This window comes from Streptococcus sp. 27098_8_82 (genome assembly GCF_041431615.1).
In the GTDB taxonomy this organism is placed as follows: Bacteria; Bacillota; Bacilli; order Lactobacillales; family Streptococcaceae; genus Streptococcus; species Streptococcus sanguinis_K.
Map to the genome: position 1 here is coordinate 1 of NZ_JAPVYB010000004.1, position 17,673 is coordinate 17,673.

Genomic DNA, 17,673 nt, shown 5'->3' on the forward strand with positions numbered 1-17,673 from the left:
TACTATGTGCAAAATGATGGCAATCTGGTTGGTGCTGGTGGCATCAAAACTAATGTTTCTCTAGGTAAGCCAAAGGGCAACATAAGTATTCAAAATAAGAATAATGTCAACGGCAGTTTTGATGTTGTGATTTCGAACGTTTCTGCCCCTTATGAAGTGTCTGCTGTCAGTGTTCCGGTTTGGTCTGAAGCTAACGGTCAAGACGATATTATCTGGTATACAGCTACTCAGCAGGCTAATGGTACCTATAAAGTTACTGTTGAATCTAGTAAACATAAAGACTCAGTTGGTAAGTATCATATCCATCTTTACTATGTCCGTAACGACGGGCAGTTAGTCGGTGTTGGCGGTACTACAACCAATGTGTCAGCAGTTAAACCACAGGGTAAAATCAGTATCCAGAATCGTAACAGCGAAAATGGCGATTTTGATATTGTAGTTTCAGATATCGTATCGCCAGGTGGTCTGAAGGGAGTTTCCCTGCCAACTTGGTCTGAAGCCAACGGCCAAGATGATATCAAGTGGTACACAGCAGAACGTCAAGCTGACGGCACTTATCGTAAGCATGTTCGTGCGAGCGACCATAATAACGTTCAAGGCGAATATAATGTTCATCTCTACTATGTGCAAAATGATGGCAAGCTAGTAGGAGCAGGCGGCATCAAGACCAATGTGTCTATCAGTAAGCCGCAGGGTAAAATCAGTATTCAAAATAAAAATAATGATACTGGAGAGTTTGATATTGTAGTATCAGGCATTGTGGCACCAGAAGGACTCAAGACAGTTTACCTGCCGACTTGGTCAGAAGCGAATGGCCAAGATGATGTCCAGTGGTACACAGCGGATCGTCAGGCTGATGGTACTTATCGTAAGCATGTATATGCGCGTGACCATAAGAATAATGCAGGCGAGTACAATGTTCACTTGTATTACTTAAATAATCAAAATCAGCTGCAGGGAGCTGGTGGAGAAAAGACCTCTATCTCTGTAAACCGTCCTCAGGCAGCTAGTCAGCGAGACCGTGTTCTTGCGGCGGCAGCTGCTATGGTAGGTGTCAGGGGAGGCAGTGCAGAGCATCAGCGCTTGGTCGACGATTATAACAGTGTCAGACCGCTGCCAGTTGGCTATGCTGTGAAAAACACAGATGACTGGTGCGACATTTTCACGACGGTTATTTTTCAAAGAGAAGGCTTGAGCGATCTTATCGGCCGTGAGTGCGGTGTAGAGCGCCATATTCATATTTTCCAAAGACTGGGTATCTGGAATGAAGATGGTAATTCGACTCCTAGCGCAGGCGATATCATCACCTTTAACTGGGACAAAGATACCCAGCAAAATGATGGCTGGGCTGATCATATCGGTATTGTCGAAAAAGTTGAGAATGGTATCATTCACACGATTGAAGGCAACAGCAATAACGTAGTTAAACGCAACACTTACCGCATCGGTCACGGGAATATCCGTGGTTTTGCGACACCTCGTTATAAATAAACACGCAAAAAAACCAAGGGAAACCTTGGTTTTTTAACGTCTTAGAATTTTCTTTATGAGCTGAAGCAACTTAAACTTGAGAGGGTTAGGATAATAACGGAAAGTTCCCATTTTTCGAACGATGAAGCCGTTGAAGTTTTGTTTGAAGCGCAGAACACCGTCAGAACCGTCGAAAATTCCCATAATGCCGAGGAAATTATAAAATGGAATGCCTCTCTTGATGCTTTCGGTCATAACATATTCCTGCAGCAGGGCAGGGGCATAGAATTTGTTAAACTCAGGATAAGATCCACTGAAGAGGTAAGTTGTTTCCTGAGGGGTGTAGATAAAGAGGCTGGCAGCCAGGATTTGGTCTTGGTCGCCGTACTTATCAATTAGTTCTTGGGCTTCAGCTTTGCGGGTTTCAAAGCTATCAAACTGGCTGGAAAGTTCTCGCAGCTGATTTTGCTTCTTTTCAGATTGAGGATTTTTTTCCAAGTCAGCCTGCAGTTTCTGGATTTTTTGGCCCAGTTTCTCTTGGTCTTTTTGTAAGTTCTGAAGATAGTCCTTGAAGTTGAGACTGGCTGTCATAAAGTCCGCCTGCTGACCAAAGCTATCATAAAAATCTTGATAGTAGTCTAGTGGCTTGTCATCATATTCCCGCCGGTCAGAAGTAGCAGCTGTGATGTCTTTGAAAATGCTGAGTTGGTCACGTTCCAGCCTTTTTAGCTTGATACCAAAGGTATTCGCCTTTTTGACAGTCGCCTTACCATTTTTACTGAAGGATTTGAGCAGGTCTTTCTCCGTCAGACCAGCTAAGTCTTTGACATAATGCCAATCAGGCTCCCCGCCTGGATAGCCCGTCTGTAAACCGTCAAAGTCAAAGCCCAAGTCAGTCAGTTGCTGGATAAGCTCGACTTTTTCATCAGATGTGGGCTGGCCATTGCTGTCAAAGGTCTGATAAGTCTCGTAGGGCTTGATGATGAGCTCTAGAGCGCCTTCTTTTTTAGCGTAAGCCTGCAAAGATTGATAGAAGGGAGTCAAGTATTGAGCATCGGTAGAGACAGGGCCGCAGTTGATTTCCATATGGAGGCCGCCAGTCATCGGCATACTGTAGAGGACAGCAGACACCACTACCTGTCCCTGTGGGTCAGTGTAGCCAACATACTGGGTACTGAAGCCACGCTTGCTCAGCAGCTTTGCCATTTCTACGGTCTGCATGAAAGAGCGTTGGGAGCTAGCTGAGGTATGCTGGATGAATTCTTCTTGGCTGAGAAGTTTAAAGGTCATAGGCTTCCTTTCTGTTAATGCTTGCTGCGCAGTTTCTTTCTGAGTGTGTAGGCCAGATTAGAGAGGTGGTAGAGGGGATTAGTTGGCAGGTTGAACTCACCAGCGAATTCCTCAATGGTCGGATTGAACTTGGATTTAAAGCTATAGAGACCACCCTTGAGATCGTTTTCGATTCCGCCCATATTTTGCCAATCAGCTCCGCGCTCAAAAGCATGTTTGGCCGTTTCGTACCAAGTGATAATGGCTGGCTGGTAACGGCGGTATTCCTCGTCCATTCCGGCATAGATATTTTCAGAGGTTTTGCCGTATTCCAAGACCAGTGTGCCAGACAGGGGAACGACAGTAGCACCTTGGCTGATTTTGTCCTGCAGGAAGTCAATCTCTTCTTGGAGGCGTTTCTGTTCTTGCTGGTTATTCTCAATCTTGCCAGGCTTGGTTTTCTCGGTAAATTTCTCTGCTTCCTTGAGTGTCTTGGTCAGCTGAGCCTGCAAGTCTTCCAATCGTGCCTTTAGATCAATGCTGGATAAGGTGACATAGGAATGCTCAGGATAAGTATCCAAGAGTTTTTGGTAATAGTCTTTTCCACGCAGGTGGATGTTTTTTCTGTTTTCTGTCTTTTTCATCAAGGCTGAAAAGTCATCCAGTAATTCTGCTCCGCCAAATTGGATTTGGATGCCTTTGTTACGGGCTGTGCGAATAGCCTGCCGAGTACTCTTAGAAAGCAGATCCTCGCTGAAATCTTCTTTATGGATATTGGCCTGCAAGCGAGGCTGGATGGTTTCGTCCAGAGACTCAGTCCGTCCGACCCAGACAGTTCCTGCTTCCTGTAACTGTTGAATCAGCTCAACCGTCTCTGTATTGTCTTGCAATTCAGCACCCATCTTGCTTTCTGCCAGAAAGAGGCTAGGGTCAAACTTGACAAAGAGCGCTTTTTTCTCCTTGGCAAATTTCTTGAGCGAGGCCAAAACAAAGGTCAGCAGCTCCTTGTCACCATAGTCCATGATGGGACCGCGCGGAATATAAAGCATGGTCATCCCTAAGGGCAGTGGCTTGATCAGGACACTGGCTGCAGCAACCAAGCGGTCGTCTTTATAGAAGCCCAAGCGCTCATTGGCCCAGTTATCCTTAATCTGAGCCCAGGCTGAACTCTGCAGAAGATTGGCCTGCGGATGAGCCGTGACAAAATCGTCGTGTTCCTGAGCTGAAATTCCAATTTTGTAACTAAACATTATTTTAAAACCCACTCTCTAATAGCGTGCGCTACGCCAGATTCGTCGTTCGATTTGGTGATATATTTGGCGATTTTCTTGAGTTCTTCCTTGCCGTTTTCCATGACAACAGGAGAGCCAACGGCTTCCAGCATGGCGCGGTCGTTTTCTTCATCACCGATAGCCATAGTCTGCTCCTTGCTTAAGCCAAGTTTTTCAGCCAGATGAAGGATAGCAGCCCCTTTATTGACAGTCTTTTTGACAATTTCCAGATAGAAAGGAGCTGATTTAACCAGTGTATATTTTTCAGCTAATTCCGGTGGCAGCTTAGCAATGGCCGCGTCCAAAATTTCCGGCTCATCAATAAACATGCACTTGACGATTTCTTTATTGGCCATTTCTTCAGGTGTGCGGTAGAAGATTGGCATGCTGACGAGATTGGACTCGTAAACAGTGTACTTGCCGATGTTGCGATTGGCTGTATAAATGCCGTCCTTGGTGATGGCATGCATGTGAACACCTAATTTTCGCCCGAGCAGTTCGATATCCAGATAGTCGTCATAGGTCAGTGTTTCTTTGATTAATTCTTGACTTGTGACAGTATCCTGCACCAGTCCGCCGTTGAAAGTAACGACATAGTTGTCTGGCTGATTAAGCTCTAGATCCTCGAGAAGCTTTTGAACGCCTGCAATAGGACGGCCGGTTGCAATGACGATTTTGACACCAGCAGCTTTGGCATCCTGAACAGCACTGAAGACTTCAGGAGTGATTTCTTTTTGGTTATTTAAAAGGGTACCGTCAATGTCAACGGCAACTAATTTGATAGACATATTATTCTCCGTAGGTAAATTGGTCGTTTTTGATATAGTGCATAAAGGTCTGGTTTTTTTCGCTGAAAAGTCCGGTCTCTGCTAGCATTTCCTTGGGGAAGTAGAAGCGATTATCACCCTGTCTGGTCCCGGCTAGCGAATGGACGATAGGAGACAGGCTGGACAGTTCTGCTAAGCTGCCATCTTTTTGTAGGATTTCTATCTGGGTCCGGGGTTTTTCAACGTCAGGCCGGTAGAAATCGTAAGGTAAATCAAAATTACGATGGATAGCAGTATAGTAATCAGGGTCAAAACCAACCTGTCCAACTAGGTCTCGCATGATATCCAAATGCCCTTCGTTTTCCTGAGAGAAGACGATAGACTTAAAGACCTTGCGGTTGATAAAACGCTGAGCCAAGTCAGATAAAATCTTGTCTGGACTAGTCATCCAGACTTGGAAATAGGTATTCATAACACCATCATCCAAGGCCAGATAATCCTGCAGGGTCACTCTGTTTTCAAAGAATGGAATGAGATTGGGCGATGACAGCGCAAAATAATCTTTCTGGGCCGGATAGAGGAACTTAGCTCGCTTGAGCAGATTTTGCAGCAGAACTTCCATCGCTCGGCTGGCCGGGTGGAAATAGACCTGCATGTACATCTGGTAGCGGCTGACTACGTAGTCTTCCACCGCATGCATGCCATTGCGCTTGAAGGCGATGCCGTTTTCTACTGGACAAATCACTCGTAAAATTCTGGTTAAGTCAAATTGCCCATAGGAAGCGCCAGTAAAGAAGGAATCGCGCAAGAGATAATCCATCCGGTCCACATCAATCTGGCTGGAAATCAGCTGGACCACCTGCTTATTGGGATAGGTATGGTTAATAACGCTAGCTACCTTTTCTGGAAAATCTGGTGAAACCTGCACCAGTACCTGATGAATCTCTGTTTCAGGACTGGTGATGATTTGCCGCGTAATGTCCTCGTGATTAGTATCAAAAAGGCGCTCGAAAGTGTGTGAATAAGCTCCGTGTCCCAAGTCATGCAGGAGAGCGGCTGTCATGGTCAGTAGGCTTTCATGGCTGTCCCAGTTGGCTTGGTATTTTTCGTTGAAAATCTTGGTGATGCGCCGAGCAATCTCATAAGCTCCCAGACAATGCGAAAAACGGCTGTGCTCCCCGCCGTGGAAAGTATAGCCGGAAGTACCCAGCTGTTTGATGCGGCGCAGCCGTTGAAATTCTTTAGTATTGATTAAATCATAGATAACCTGATGGTCCACATGAACATAATTATGAACTGGGTCCCGAAATACTTTTTCAATCATGTTACCATTATACCACAAATCATAGTAGGAAAAAAATCAAAGCTGCAACTGAAAGAAGAGCAATTTTATCCTTTTTTTGATAAAATAGGGAAAGAAAAAGAGAAACGAGATGAAGATGCAAATCAGAATAAAAAATCACATCCAGCTGGACGGGCATACCGAGCTAATCGATCAGGTCTACGATACGGACTGGACGCAAAAAGGAGACTTTCATTATCTGCTATACAAGAATGAAGAAGGAGAGAAAGTAGTTCTGAAGTTTCACGATAAAGAGCTTGTTATGACGCGCTTTTCTGAGCCTAAGTCCATCATGCGCTTCATCAGTCAAGGTCAGGCGCTAGTTGGCATCCATACACCTGTGGGCTTCCAGCAGTTTGTGACCGATACTTCTTTCTATAAAGTTGATTTGACCAAGCAGGTTCTGCAACTTCATTATCAGTTAAAAACAGTTGATGGAGAGCAGATTTTTGCCTGCTATGAAATGGAGATTAGCTGGGGTTAGCTGTAATTCTCTGAGAAATCTCTTGAAAATCATGATGTTTCCCTTGCAAAAGCCTGAAAATTTGGTATAATAGTTTCTAACTCAAGGGAGTAGCTAACGGAATAACCGTTACAAGGTCGTCAATACGAAAGAAATTTCCGGCCTTGTATGAAATAGCGAGACTTGTTAATAAACAGGTCTCTTTTTTGTTTCTGACTTTTTGGATATGACTGGTGCGGCTCAAGATGATGAGTCGTAGTGGTCAGAAAAGTTCAGAAATAAAAGAGGCCAAGAGGAGGAATACATTGTCAAAAGAACAAAAGCGCCAAGCTTTTTACACCCAGAGTCCTGAGGAAATTTTCAAAACTTTGGACGCTTCAGAGCAAGGTTTGTCCAGTCAAGAAGCAGCCAAGCGTTTAGCTGATTATGGCCGCAATGAACTGGATGAAGGGGAGAAAAAATCTCTCTTAATGAAGTTTTTGGAGCAGTTCAAGGATTTGATGATTATCATCTTGTTGGTAGCAGCTGTCTTGTCTGTTGTCACATCAGGCGGCGAAGACATCGCAGATGCTTTAATCATCTTAGCAGTCGTAATCATCAATGCCATCTTCGGTGTCTATCAGGAGGGCAAGGCTGAAGAAGCCATTGCAGCTCTCAAATCCATGTCCAGCCCGGCTGCACGTGTCCTGCGTGATGGTCATGTCACAGAAGTAGATTCTAAGGGGTTGGTACCTGGTGATATTGTTAGACTGGAAGCCGGTGATGTTGTCCCAGCGGATATGCGACTTTTAGAAGCTAATTCACTGAAAATCGAAGAAGCAGCTTTGACAGGTGAGTCTGTTCCGGTTGAGAAAGATTTGACTGTTGAGGTAGCTGCAGATGCTGGTATTGGCGACCGGGTCAATATGGCTTTCCAAAACTCAAATGTGACCTATGGTCGTGGGGTTGGGTTGGTTGTCAATACAGGGATGTATACGGAAGTCGGCCATATCGCAGGTATGTTGCAGGATGCGGATGAAACGGACACACCTCTTAAGCAAAATCTTAATAGTCTGTCTAAGGTTCTGACCTATGCTATCTTGGTGATTGCTGCAGTGACTTTTGTAGTCGGTGTCTTCATTCAAGGGAAAAATCCACTGGATGAGCTGATGACCTCTGTAGCCTTGGCAGTTGCGGCTATCCCTGAAGGTCTGCCTGCTATCGTTACCATTGTGCTAGCTTTGGGAACTCAGGTTCTGGCTAAGCGGAATTCGATTGTCCGTAAGCTTCCGGCTGTTGAGACTTTGGGATCAACTGAGATTATCGCTTCAGATAAGACTGGTACCCTGACCATGAATAAGATGACGGTCGAAAAAGTCTTTTATGACGGAGTCCTGAATGAAGCTGGACAAGATATTGAACTTGGGCTGGAGCTGCCGCTCTTACGTTCGGTTGTCTTAGCCAATGATACTAAGATTGACCAAGAAGGGAAGCTAATTGGTGACCCAACAGAAACAGCCTTTATCCGATATGCTCTGGACAAGGGCTATGATGTGAAGGCCTTTTTAGAGAAATATCCTCGTGTAGCTGAGCTGCCCTTTGATTCAGATCGTAAGCTCATGTCTACTGTCCATCCATTGCCAGATGGGAAATTCTTAGTGGCAGTCAAGGGAGCACCAGATCAACTATTGAAACGCTGTGTTGCCCGTGATAAGGCTGGAGATGTTGCAGCGATTGATGATGCTACTTCACAGCTGATTAAGTCTAACAACTCAGAGATGGCTCACCAAGCTCTGCGCGTGCTGGCTGGTGCTTACAAGATTATTGATGCAGTTCCGACTGACCTGACATCTGAAAATCTAGAAAATGATTTAATCTTTACTGGTTTAATCGGTATGATTGACCCAGAACGTGCAGAAGCAGCAGAAGCTGTTCGTGTAGCCAAGGAAGCAGGTATTCGTCCGATTATGATTACTGGTGACCATCAGGATACAGCTGAAGCTATCGCTAAGCGCTTGGGTATCATCGAAGAGGGAGATACTGAAGACCATGTCCTGACTGGTGCAGAGCTCAATGAGCTTTCTGATGCAGAATTCGAAAAGGTTGTTGGCCAATACTCTGTCTATGCACGGGTTTCTCCTGAGCATAAGGTACGGATTGTCAAAGCTTGGCAAAACCAAGGTAAGGTCGTAGCCATGACAGGTGATGGTGTCAATGACGCACCAGCTCTGAAGACAGCTGATATCGGTATCGGTATGGGAATTACCGGTACAGAAGTATCTAAGGGTGCCTCTGACATGATTCTGGCAGATGATAACTTTGCGACCATCATTGTAGCCGTGGAAGAAGGACGTAAGGTCTTCTCTAATATTCAAAAGACTATCCAGTATCTCCTTTCAGCTAATACAGCTGAGGTACTGACTATTTTCTTGGCAACCCTCTTTGGCTGGGATGTGTTGCAGCCAGTTCATCTGCTTTGGATTAACCTAGTAACGGATACCTTCCCAGCAATTGCTTTGGGAGTTGAGCCTGCTGAGCCAGGTGTTATGAGTCATAAGCCTCGTGGCCGTAAGTCTAGCTTCTTCTCAGGTGGAGTGATGAGCTCTATCATCTATCAGGGTGTCTTGCAAGGGGCTTTGGTTCTGGCGGTTTATGGTTATGCTATCTCTAATCCCGTCCATGTCGGTGATGTCAAGACTATCCATGCGGACGCTTTGACAATGGCCTTTGCAACGCTTGGCCTTATCCAGCTCTTCCATGCTTACAATGTAAAATCTGTTTATCAATCTATCTTTACAGTTGGTCCATTCAAGTCTAAGACCTTTAACTGGTCTATTCTGGTTTCTTTCATCCTATTGATTTCAACTATTGTAATTGATCCACTGGAAAAGATTTTCCATGTGACCAAACTGGACTTGTCACAATGGACAGTTGTTCTGATTGGTAGCTTTGCCATGATTGTCATTGTTGAAATTGTTAAGTTCATCCAACGTAAATTAGGTATGGACAAAAATGCTATTTAATAGCAAAAAGTCATCTACGGATGGCTTTTTTGCGTACAAGGCGATATAATCAAATTCAAAGAAAGCAACTCGAAAGGACGGTGAAAGTATGTATCAAAACTTACGAAAGAAGTTGGAAGAAGCTTCTCCTTTATATTATGAGGAAGAAATCTTATGGTTACTGGATCATATTGATCATCCAGAAGCGAAAATCCGTGATGAGTTAGTCTTTTCGTCCATAGCAAGGGGACTTCAGGATGATCTGTTTTCAGCTGAACAGTTTCGTTTCTTAGCTCAAGAAGCAGTCAAAAGACAAGGACTTTTTTATATGAGTGATAAAAATGGTCAAGCTACCTTAACACGTTCCTTCACGGCTTTGCTTTATGCTAATCTCTTAAACTGTGATGGCAATCCAAATTCTTCGTATTATCAGGCTTTATCAGTGCAAGGAAGAAAATACTTACTAGATAAGGGGCTAACCTACTTGTCAGTAGAAAGAGACACAAGGGGTTACTCCAGGAAATACGGTTGGGTTCATGCCTTCGCTCATGGAGCAGACTTATTGACAGAAGTGGCTTGTCATCCGGACTTCCCCTCCAGTAGGATGCCAGAGGTTTTAGAGATCATTCATCAAGTTTTTAAAAGAGTTTCAGTCCGTTTCGGAAATGATGAGGATTGGCGCTTATCCCAGGTGCTCTATCAAGCTGTCTTAAAGAAAAAACTGTCGCAGCATGAACTTAGACTGTGGCTTCAATCACAGAGTTTTCCATTGGAAAGTAACCAAGACTTCATTGCTTTTTCCAATTTTCGTTCCTGTTTATTAGAAGTCTATGTGCAGTTGGACAGCAAAAAGCAGCTCTCAGATGAGCTGAGAACTGCTATTCAACATTTTCATTACTGAACTTCAATCACCATTAAAGCATCTCGCAGTTCGTCTGCTAGGTGTTTTTTCTTATAGTCTCGAAATTCGGCTAAATCTTTAACAGCATTATAACGCTTGTGCAGGCGGTACATCTGGGGAATTTTATACTGAGGAAAGTCATTAAAAAAGTTTCGAGTCAGTTCCCATTCGCGGATATAGCCCAGAGGACGCATATGGTAGCGGACACCTTCGATAACACGGCTTTGGTGGCGGTGATGGAGATGACCAAAAATCACTTCTTTCACCCTGTATTTGACAAAGAGCCGATGAAAAGCTTGGCTTCCTAGGAAGGCGTTGAAGCGCTGGAAGTAGGGATGGTCGTATAGAAAGTCTTGATGGGGGACAAAATGCAGAGCAACAATAATGGGACCATCTAAAGTCATCAGCAGTTTTTCTAACTCTTGCAGTGTCTGAGCTGTAATGCTAGGGTCGTCGAGTTGACGCTCCAATCTGCGGTCAAACCAGAAATTAGTCTTGGTTCTCAGATGCTCTTCCTTGCTTTTTTCTGGACCAAAGCTGTAGTCGTACCAGCCAGAAAAGCTGATGAGCTTGGTCTGGCCAAATTGCTGGATCTGAAAATCATAGTTTGAAATTTCTTGCTCAGAAAGTCCCAGCATATCGTGGTTTCCCAGATTAAAAGAGAGGGGAATCTCTTGCTTCAAAGTTTCAAGAAAGGGCAAACTGATCTTGGTCAGGTCGTTGGACAAATCTCCTGCAATGTGTAGGTGGTCAATCCCTTCCTCTTTTAAAAGCTGGCGAAGAACTTGCCGCTCAAAATCTCCAAACTGGTTGGAGTCCAGATGGAGGTCGCTCATAAATCCGATTCTTGTCATAATTTTAGTCTAGCATATTTTTCAAAACTTGAAAATGCTTAAGGTCCTATGGAGTTTCTCCCTTTTATCTAAACACCTCATAAATTATCGTAATTTTGTATTTCGTTTATCCATAGATGAAGTCTAGGAAGGCTTGAAATAATTCTTCCAACCCCATGTCATTATATTACTTTTCTAACAATTAAGTGACAAGGAGTCGCTTGTCTTGCCTAGCTAGGGAAAATCCGATAAAATGTAAGCTGCTGAATGTGAGATTAGGCAAACTGTTTAATTTATGTTATAATTAAACGATATGTGAAAAGAGGTATTTATGGACATTTCAGAAATTCGTCAAAAGATTGACGCAAATCGTGAAAAATTAGCTTCTTTCAGGGGGTCTCTTTGACTTAGAAGGTCTGGAAGAAGAAATTGCCATCTTAGAAAATAAGATGACAGAACCCGACTTTTGGGATGACAACATTGCAGCCCAGAAGACTTCTCAAGAGCTAAATGAACTCAAGCAAACCTATGAAAATTTCCATCAAATGACCGAGCTTTTTGATGAATCGGAAATCTTGCTTGATTTTCTGGCTGAAGATGAGTCGGTTCAGGGTGAGTTGGAAGAAAAACTGGCTGAACTCGAGAAAATGATGACCAGCTACGAAATGACCCTGCTCCTATCTGAGCCTTACGACAATAACAATGCTATCCTTGAAATTCACCCGGGCTCTGGTGGTACAGAGGCCCAGGATTGGGGAGATATGCTGCTGCGTATGTATACACGCTTTGGCAATGCCAAGGGTTTCAAAGTAGAGGTCTTGGACTATCAAGCGGGAGATGAGGCAGGCATTAAGTCGGTGACCCTTTCATTTGAAGGACCGCACGCTTATGGTCTGCTTAAGTCAGAAATGGGAGTCCACCGTTTGGTCCGGATTTCGCCATTCGACTCAGCCAAGCGTCGCCATACTTCCTTCACCTCAGTAGAGGTCATGCCAGAGTTAGATGACACCATTGAGGTGGAAATTCGCGATGACGATATTAAGATGGACACTTTCCGCTCGGGAGGAGCCGGCGGGCAGAACGTCAATAAAGTTTCGACTGGTGTGCGGCTGACGCATATTCCTACAGGAATTGTGGTGCAGTCTACGGTTGACCGGACTCAGTATGGAAATCGTGATCGGGCGATGAAGATGCTACAGGCCAAGCTTTATCAGCTAGAGCAAGAGAAACAAGCAGCCGAAGTCGATTCACTCAAGGGAGATAAGAAGGAGATTTCCTGGGGCAGCCAAATCCGCTCCTATGTCTTTACGCCTTATACTATGGTCAAAGACCATCGGACCAGTTACGAAGTAGCACAGGTGGACAAGGTGATGGATGGAGATTTGGATGGTTTCATCGACGCTTATTTGAAATGGCGTTTGAACTAGGAAATGCAAGAGATTAGAATTAGATTGAAAGGAAATTTCAATAGATGTCAATAATTGAAATGAAAGATGTTGTCAAGAAGTATGGCAACGGGACCACTGCTCTGCGTAGTGTGTCTATTAACGTAGAACCTGGGGAGTTTGCCTATATTGTAGGTCCTTCAGGAGCAGGAAAGTCAACCTTTATTCGTTTGCTTTACCGGGAGATAAAGCTGGATAAGGGAAGTCTGAAAGTAGCTGATTTTGACTTGGCTAAGATTAAGAAGCGCGATGTTCCAATGCTGCGCCGTCAGGTTGGAGTCGTCTTCCAAGACTACAAACTTCTTCCTAAAAAGACGGTGTATGAGAATATTGCCTACGCCATGGAAGTTATCGGTGAGCGCCGCCGTAATATTAAAAAGCGGGTTATGGAAGTGCTGGATCTGGTTGGTCTTAAGCATAAGGTCCGCTCATTCCCTAATGAGCTTTCCGGTGGTGAGCAGCAGCGGATTGCCATTGCGCGTGCTATTGCTAACAACCCTAAAGTCCTGATTGCGGATGAGCCGACAGGAAACTTGGACCCAGATAATTCTTGGGAGATTATGAACCTGCTGGAGCGGATTAACCTTCAGGGAACAACTGTCCTGATGGCCACCCACAACAGCCAGATTGTAAATACTCTGCGTCACCGCGTTATTGCTATTGAAAATGGCCGTGTGGTACGTGATGAAGCGGAAGGAGAATACGGATACGATGATTAGAAGATTTTTTCGTCATTTGATTGAGTCGCTTAAGAGTCTTACGCGGAATGGTTGGATGACTGTAGCGGCTGTCAGCTCGGTTATGATTACCTTGAGCTTAGTGGCTGTCTTTGCTTCAGTAATTTTAAATACAGCCAAGTTGGCAAATGATATTTCCAATAATGTCCGCGTCATGGTATACATGCGTAAGGATGTTTTCGATAATAGCGAAACGATTGTAAAAGAAGGTCAAACAGTTCAGAATGAAGACTATCACAAGGTCTATGATGCTCTGACTTCTATGAAAAATGTAGAGAAGGTTACTTTTTCTAGTAAGCAAGAGCAGTATAATAAGCTAACAGAGACCATGGGTAGTGAGTGGGATGTTTTTGATGAAGAAAATAATCCTCTTTACGATGCTTATATTGTTGAGACCAAGGCACCTAAGTATGTAGAATCTGTTACAAAAGATGCTCGTAAGATTGATGGTGTATCAGAGGTTCAAAATGGTGGTACCAATACCAAAAATCTCTTTGCGTTTTCTAATTTCATCCAAACATGGGGATTGATTGGGACAGCGCTTCTGATTTTCATTGCTATCCTTCTCATTTCCAATACTATTCGGATTACCATTATTTCCCGAAGTCGTGAGATTCAAATCATGCGCTTGGTTGGTGCCAAAAATAGCTATATCCGCGGTCCATTTCTGTTTGAAGGAGCATGGATTGGCTTGTTAGGAGCAACAGTTCCGTCACTTGTAGTGTATTTGACATATGGTATAGCCTACCAGACTATGAATAAGAGCTTGGTAGGTCAAGGACTTTCTATGATTGATCCAAAACTCTTTAGTCCGATTATGATAGCAGCACTCTTTGTGTTGGGAATTCTTATCGGATCATTGGGATCTATCATCTCTATGAGACGCTTCTTGAAGATTTAACAAATCATAAAAAAACAGAGTTTGAAGAATTTCAAACTCTATTTTTGTTATAGTTAATTGCTTTAATGGCTACTGAGCTAAAAATGGATTAAAGATTTTTTCATGTGAAATAGTGGTATCATGACCATGCCCAGGATAAACAGCGTAGTCTTTAGGTAATACCAGAAGTTTCTCGCGAATGGATGTCAGCAATTGCTCCATGTTTCCTGTCGGCAGATCCGTTCGTCCGATGCTTTCTCGAAAGAGGGCATCGCCCGTCAAAACAAGGCAGTCATTAGGAAAGACTAGAGAGACACCTCCGATGGAGTGGCCAGGTGTTGCAAGCACATAGAAGTGAAAGCCTCCAATATCATAGTCTGTTTCGTAGGAGAAAAACTCTTCTGCTGGTCGACAGATAATATCATCCAGATCAGCATGGCGCGCCAGACCAGATAGGTTATCTGTCGGTGTGTAGAGCCAGCTGCTTTCACTCTCAGCCACATAGACAGGTGGGGCAGCATAGTGCTCCCGGACCTTTTCTAAACTCATAATGTGGTCATAATGGGTATGGGTCAAGAGTATAGCAATCACAGGCTTGGCGAGTTCCTCCAGCTTGCGCTCAATCTTTTTCCAGTCACTGCCAGGATCGATGACTAGGAGACCCTGATCGTTCTCTAAGATATAGGTATTTTCAAAAGCAACAAGGTTGATAATTTTATGAATTTTCATCTGATTTCCTCGGAAAATGTATTCTGCTATTGAGTGTAACAGAAAAGAAAATTTTTTGCACAGAATTGCTTTCTAGGCTAGGGCTGAAAATTTTCAGATGTCTCAGAAAGGCTTTTATGATATAATCATAGCAGTATGACACAAAATGATTATAAGTATGCCGTTGTGGACTTGGAGGCTACAGGAACGGGCAGCAGTGCAAAGATTATCCAGATTGGCATTGTTCTGATTGAAAATGGAATCATTACTAAGACTTATGAAACAGATGTCAATCCTCATGAGGAACTGGATGAGCATATCAAAGAGTTGACAGGTTTGGATGATGAGCGGCTTGGCCGAGCCCCGGAGTTTTCTCAGGTAGCAGCGGAGGTATATGAGCTGATTCAGGATGCGATTTTTGTTGCTCATAATGTCAAGTTTGACGCTAATCTACTAGCGGAGGCCCTTTTCTGGGAAGGGTTTGACTTGCTGACACCGCGTGTGGACACGGTGGAGTTGTCTCAGGTCTTTTACCCGACCTTTGATAAATATTCCTTGGGTAATCTCTGCGATCTGCTGGATATTTCTTTGGAAAACGCCCATACTGCTCTGGCAGATGCTCAAGCAACGGCTCAGCTATTTTTAAAAATACAAGACAAAATCAAGAGCCTGCCCAAGGCCTTGGTTGAGAAAATGCTAACTTTGGCGGATAGCATTATCTATGAGTCGCGTCTGGCTATCGAGGAAGTTTATCAGACAATGCCGGATCAGCAAGATAAGGAACTGCAATCCTGCCATGGTATTTTCCTGCGACGTCCCCAAAAGCTGACTTCGGAAAAGAAGCTGTCGCAGGATTTCCTGACCAATCTATACCTGCTGGGCTTAGAAGAGCGGCCAGAACAGCTCAAGTTTGCTCGCTTTATGGAGGAAGCTCTGGACCAGCAGGAGGCTAGTTTTTTAGAGGCGCAGACAGGCTTAGGTAAGACCTTTGGCTACTTGCTGCCTATCTTGTCTAGAGGTCAAGAAAAAGTACTAGTGACGGTTCCGACTAAGATTCTGCAGGACCAGCTGTTGCGAAAGGAAGGGCGATTGTTGGAGGAAGTATTTGGTATTTCCTTTCACAGTCTCAAGAGTCCGGAGAATTATCTCAAGCTGGACCATTTCTATCAGACACTGGACAGGGAATATGACAACCGTTTGGTTAATCGCTGCAAACTGCAACTCTTGGTTTGGCTGACAGAAACCAAAACGGGTGATTTGAATGAAATCGGACAGGCTCATCGCTTCTCAAGCTACTTTAATGAAATCCGTCATGATGGCAAGCTAAGCAAACATTCTCTTTTTTATGAGGAAGATTTTTGGCGGTTGGGACAGGTCAAGTCAGCTACTAGTCGAGTCGTGGTTACCAATCATGCATACCTGCTGACGCGTTTAGAGGATGACCAGTCTTTGCTGGACAATCGTATTCTGGTAGTTGATGAAGCTCAGAAGATGTTTTTCGCCTTGGAAAGCTTCTCTCAGTCCAGTATAAATCTAACTAAAACGCTGCAGCAGATAAATCATCTCCTTCAGGAAGAAGGGAAACTTCTGCAGCAACGGCTTTTGCAAAGCATTCAGTTTGAGCTGGCTGATGCCGCAGAGAAGCATCGCAAGAAAGCATCAGAGCTAAGTCCGGAAAAGATTTCCCGACTGCTTCAGGATGTGTCCGAGTTAAAGACAAGTTCATTGCCTGAGCTGCAGCACTTGTTCAGTGGCAAATACCAGTATTATTGGTTGGTTGATGAAGTTTTGGCAGATCATCGCTTGATGACTCTGCATGCTGGCCGTTCAGAATTGCTGCATTTTACAGACTTTTTGCCTGAAAGGGCCAAGGTTATCTTGGTTTCGTCTACTCTGGAAATCAGCTCAAAGGTCAATCTGGCGCAGTTGCTAGGCTTTGAAAGTTATCATTTTTACAAGCTGAAAAGCAAGAAGAAGCCACTGCAGAAGCTCTTTTTAGATGAAAGTTTTCCAGCAGTAGTGGATTTGTCAATTGAGGATTTTACTCGAGAGATTGTTGCTTGCCTGCAAGAAGTGGCAAAACTTGGTCTGCCTATCGTCGTCCTCTTCACCTCTAAAGATTTGCTTTTGGCTGTTTCGGACTTGCTGGCTCTGCCGCATTTGGCCCAATATAAAAATGGCGATGCCGGCAATATCAAACGCCGTTTTGATAGAGGAGAGGCAGGTATCCTTTTGGGCTCTGGCAGCTTCTGGGAGGGGGCTGATTTTGCTGAGCAAGACCAGATTATTCAGCTGATTACTCGGATTCCATTTGACAATCCCAAGGATTTCTTTGTGCAAAAGATTAACAGCCGCCTGAAAGCGGAAGGTAAGAATGCCTTTTATGATTATCAACTGCCTCTTGCCATCTTACGGCTTAAGCAGGCTATTGGCCGGACCCGGCGCAATGAGCATCAGAAATCAGCTGTTATTCTTTTGGATAATCGCATTTCTAGTAAACGCTATGGAAAGCAGATTCAGCATCATCTGTCACAATTGGCTTCTTTGGATATTCTGCCAGAGGCAGCCATTATGCAGGAATTACAAGAATTTTTTGACTGAAACTA

Annotated in this window: 14 protein-coding genes; 8 read left to right on the forward strand and 6 right to left on the reverse strand. The window is 44.1% G+C overall.

All coding sequences use genetic code 11. The features are described from left to right. Positions 1-1,491, forward strand: a 1,491-nt coding sequence (locus O3627_RS07770) for a GBS Bsp-like repeat-containing protein (protein ID WP_371621330.1), incomplete at its 5' end; no start/stop codon positions are given. 33 nt (positions 1,492-1,524) lie between these two features. Here the strand turns inward: O3627_RS07770 and O3627_RS07775 are convergent. Genes O3627_RS07775 through O3627_RS07790 form a run of 4 tightly spaced genes read right to left on the reverse strand, consistent with a single transcriptional unit; the run spans position 1,525 to position 6,101 of the window. Further along, a complete protein-coding gene (locus O3627_RS07775) occupies positions 1,525-2,760 on the reverse strand; it encodes an aminoacyltransferase (RefSeq protein ID WP_268682983.1) in 1,236 nt (411 codons plus the stop codon). Positions 2,761-2,774: 14 nt separating this feature from the next. Then, a complete protein-coding gene (locus O3627_RS07780) occupies positions 2,775-3,989 on the reverse strand; it encodes an aminoacyltransferase (RefSeq protein ID WP_002906856.1) in 1,215 nt (404 codons plus the stop codon). Further along, positions 3,989-4,798 (reverse strand): sugar-phosphatase, encoded by an 810-nt coding sequence (gene yidA, locus O3627_RS07785; protein ID WP_002906855.1) that lies wholly within the window; start codon positions 4,796-4,798, stop codon positions 3,989-3,991. Before yidA ends, O3627_RS07780 begins: the two co-directional genes overlap by 1 nt. Position 4,799: 1 nt before the next feature. Further along, complete coding sequence (locus O3627_RS07790) at positions 4,800-6,101, reverse strand: HD domain-containing protein (RefSeq protein ID WP_002919284.1); 1,302 nt, start codon at positions 6,099-6,101, stop codon at positions 4,800-4,802. A 115-nt stretch (positions 6,102-6,216) separates the two neighbouring features. On the opposite strand from O3627_RS07790, the gene O3627_RS07795 reads away from it, so the two are divergent. The 3 genes from O3627_RS07795 to O3627_RS07805 all read left to right on the forward strand — a co-directional run bounded on the left by O3627_RS07795 (position 6,217) and on the right by O3627_RS07805 (position 10,464). Next, the gene (locus tag O3627_RS07795) at positions 6,217-6,603 is read left to right on the forward strand and encodes a DUF1934 domain-containing protein (RefSeq protein ID WP_187759440.1); all 387 of its coding nucleotides are present in this window, start codon (positions 6,217-6,219) and stop codon (positions 6,601-6,603) included. Between the two features lie 284 nt (positions 6,604-6,887). Next, positions 6,888-9,584, forward strand: a complete 2,697-nt coding sequence (locus O3627_RS07800) for a cation-translocating P-type ATPase (protein ID WP_371621331.1) — start codon at positions 6,888-6,890, stop codon at positions 9,582-9,584. 88 nt (positions 9,585-9,672) lie between these two features. Beyond that, entirely contained in the window at positions 9,673-10,464 is a 792-nt protein-coding gene (locus O3627_RS07805) for a DUF2785 domain-containing protein (protein ID WP_002906849.1), read from the forward strand. Here the strand turns inward: O3627_RS07805 and O3627_RS07810 are convergent. Continuing rightward, positions 10,458-11,318 carry a metallophosphoesterase gene (locus O3627_RS07810; protein ID WP_002900641.1) on the reverse strand — a complete coding sequence of 287 codons (861 nt, stop codon included), beginning with the start codon at positions 11,316-11,318 and terminating at the stop codon, positions 10,458-10,460. The genes O3627_RS07805 and O3627_RS07810 overlap by 7 nt on opposite strands. Before the next feature lie 310 nt (positions 11,319-11,628). Between O3627_RS07810 and prfB the strand changes: the two genes are divergently transcribed. The 3 genes from prfB (at position 11,629) to ftsX (ending at position 14,380) form a co-directional block, all read left to right on the forward strand. Then, a protein-coding gene (prfB, locus tag O3627_RS07815) for a peptide chain release factor 2 (RefSeq protein WP_097677707.1) occupies positions 11,629-12,724 on the forward strand; the annotation gives its coding sequence in 2 pieces (ribosomal slippage) (positions 11,629-11,700 and positions 11,702-12,724; 1,095 coding nt in all). A 44-nt stretch (positions 12,725-12,768) separates the two neighbouring features. Further along, positions 12,769-13,461, forward strand: a complete 693-nt coding sequence (ftsE, locus tag O3627_RS07820) for a cell division ATP-binding protein FtsE (protein WP_002895890.1) — start codon at positions 12,769-12,771, stop codon at positions 13,459-13,461. Then, the gene (gene ftsX / locus O3627_RS07825) at positions 13,454-14,380 is read left to right on the forward strand and encodes a permease-like cell division protein FtsX (protein ID WP_002895888.1); all 927 of its coding nucleotides are present in this window, start codon (positions 13,454-13,456) and stop codon (positions 14,378-14,380) included. The genes ftsE and ftsX overlap by 8 nt, the downstream gene beginning before the upstream one ends. 69 nt (positions 14,381-14,449) lie before the next feature. Here the strand turns inward: ftsX and O3627_RS07830 are convergent, their stop codons facing one another. Then, on the reverse strand, positions 14,450-15,088 hold the full coding sequence (locus O3627_RS07830) for an MBL fold metallo-hydrolase (protein WP_315687573.1): 639 nt from the start codon (positions 15,086-15,088) through the stop codon (positions 14,450-14,452). Between the two features lie 135 nt (positions 15,089-15,223). Between O3627_RS07830 and O3627_RS07835 the strand changes: the two genes are divergently transcribed. Then, positions 15,224-17,668: a bifunctional DnaQ family exonuclease/ATP-dependent helicase gene (locus tag O3627_RS07835; RefSeq protein WP_125383127.1), complete on the forward strand. Its 2,445-nt coding sequence runs from the start codon at positions 15,224-15,226 to the stop codon at positions 17,666-17,668. Positions 17,669-17,673 lie beyond the last annotated feature (5 nt).